Raw genomic sequence first — 2,437 nt, 5'->3', positions numbered from 1 at the left:
AGCCAAGGCTCGCCGTTTTTCGTTTGCTCCGCTGTTCGAACCGCACAACCGACCTTCCACGAAGAGGTGATCGGGCAGCCCGATGAAGGACCGTGTGCGGCATGGATGCCGCACTACGAGCCCCCAGGGATGGGTTTACGGCGTGTCCTGCATCGGGCTGCCCGATCGCCTCACACCGACAGCAACCAAGGCGCCCAGCTTCGGCTTCGGCCTCAAACCCGGCTCAAGACCGCAACTCGATCCCGATAGCCTCAGCCGCCTCACGCGCAATCTTCCGCGCCTCCTCGATATCCGCACCGCGCGCCAGCGTCACCCCCACCCGGCGATGCCCGTGCACACTCGGCTTGCCGAACAACCGCAGCGCCGAATCCGGATGCACCAGCGCCGCCGCCACATTGCTGAAGAACGGCACGCCCTCACCATGCGCCAACAGCGCGCACGACGCCGACGGACCACTCTGGCGGATCACCGGAATCGGCAGCCCCAGAATCGCGCGCGCATGCAGCGCGAACTCACTCAACTCCTGCGAGGCCAACGTCACCAGACCCGTGTCATGCGGCCGCGGCGATACCTCGCTGAACCACACCTCGTCGCCCTTCACGAACAGCTCGACCCCGAACAGCCCCCAGCCGCCCAGCTCATCGGTGATCGCCTGCGAAATCTCCTCCGCCCGCGCCAGCGCGCGCGGCGACATCGGCTGCGGCTGCCAGCTCTCGCGGTAATCCCCATCCTTCTGCCAATGCCCGATCGGCGCGCAGAACGAGGTCCCGCCCGCATGGCGGACAGTCAGCAGGGTGATTTCGTACTCGAAATCGATGAAGCCCTCCACGATGCAGCGCCCGGCACCGGCGCGGCCACCGGTCTGCGCATACTCCCAGGCCGGTGCGATGTCCGCGTCCTGGCGGAGCGTGCTCTGGCCCTTGCCCGAGGAGGACATCACCGGCTTGACCACGCACGGCAGCCCGATCGCAGCGACCGCCGCGCGGTACTCGGCGTCGGTATCAACGAAACGGTACGGCGAGGTCGGCAGGCCCAGCGTCTCGGCGGCGAGCCGGCGGATGCCCTCGCGGTCCATGGTCAGGCGAGCGGCACGCGCAGTCGGCACTACCCGCAGCCCCTGCTCCTGTTCCAGCTGGACGAGCGTTTCGGTATGGATCGCCTCGATCTCGGGCACCACCAGATGCGGCTTCTCCAGGGCGATCAGCGCGCGAAGCGCCATCGCGTCGAGCATGTCGATCACGTGCGAGCGGTGCGCCACCTGCATTGCCGGCGCGTCGGCATAGCGGTCGGCGGCGATCACCTCCACCCCCAGCCGCTGCAGTTCGATGGCGACCTCCTTGCCAAGTTCACCGGACCCCAGCAGCAGCACACGGGTGGCGGAAGGAGACAGCGGCGTACCGAGCGTGGACATGGCGGTGTTCCGGGCAACAGGGGCGGGAGGGCATTTTAGCCGCTGCGCCCCCTCCATGAGCGGCCTTCCCGGCACTTGCGGAGTGATATCAATTTGATATCTTCCAATCAACTACCCAAGGACGCCCCGCCATGAAAGAGAAGTCGATCCGCTCGCTGTCCGGCCTGCCCTTCCTGCTGCTGGTGCTGGCCCTGACCGCGGTGGCCGTGTGGATGTTCGTGGTCGGGGTGGACAAGGGCAACCGCAACCCGGCGCTGATCATTGGCAGCCTCCTGCTGGCCACCACCGCCCTGCTCAGTCTGGTCGGCCTGTATACGGTGCAGCCCAACCAGGCCGTGGTCGTCAGCCTGTTCGGCAAGTACGTCGGCACCGTAAAAGAAAACGGCCTGCGCTGGAACAACCCGTTCTTCACCAAGGTCAAGGTGAGCCAGCGCGTGCGCAACTTCGAGAGCGGCAAGCTCAAGGTCAACGAGCTGGACGGCAGCCCGATCGAGATCGCCGCGGTGATCGTGTGGCAGGTGGTGGATGCTTCCGAAGCTGTCTACAACGTGGATGACTACGAGAGCTTCGTGCACATCCAGTCCGAATCGGCGCTGCGCGCGATGGCGACCAGCTATCCGTATGACCAGCACGAAGAAGGCCAGCTGTCGCTGCGCAGCCATGCCGCTGAAATCTCCCAGCACCTCAAGGACGAGCTGGCCGAGCGCCTGGCCGATGCCGGCGTGCAGGTGATCGATGCGCGCATCAGCCACCTCGCCTATGCCCCGGAAATCGCCCAGGCCATGCTGCAGCGCCAGCAGGCGAACGCCGTCATCGCTGCACGCACGCGGATCGTCGCTGGTGCGGTCGGCATGGTCGAAATGGCCCTGGCCGAACTGCAGAAGAACGGCGTGGTCCAGCTCGATGAAGAGCGCAAGGCGCACATGGTGAGCAACCTGCTGACTGTGCTGTGTTCGGACCGTGGCACCCAGCCGGTGGTCAACGCCGGTTCGCTGTATTGATGCACCAGCGTGCCGACCCAGGGTC

Annotated in this window: 2 protein-coding genes; one reads left to right on the top strand and one right to left on the bottom strand. The window is 66.1% G+C overall.

Going from position 1 to position 2,437, the window contains the following annotated elements; all coding sequences use genetic code 11:
• Positions 1 to 223: 223 nt before the first annotated feature.
• Positions 224 to 1,411, bottom strand: a complete 1,188-nt coding sequence (purT, locus tag ACE026_RS15280; protein WP_486039693.1) for a formate-dependent phosphoribosylglycinamide formyltransferase — start codon at positions 1,409 to 1,411, stop codon at positions 224 to 226.
• A gap of 131 nt (positions 1,412 to 1,542) precedes the next feature.
• Here purT and ACE026_RS15275 point away from each other — a divergent pair, with 131 nt between their 5' ends.
• The gene (locus tag ACE026_RS15275) at positions 1,543 to 2,412 is read left to right on the top strand and encodes an SPFH domain-containing protein (protein WP_346468885.1); all 870 of its coding nucleotides are present in this window, start codon (positions 1,543 to 1,545) and stop codon (positions 2,410 to 2,412) included.
• The last annotated feature ends 25 nt before the right edge of the window (positions 2,413 to 2,437 follow it).

The organism is Stenotrophomonas sp. AGC87 (assembly GCF_057333975.1).
This window is presented reverse-complemented; position numbering and strand designations above follow the sequence as displayed.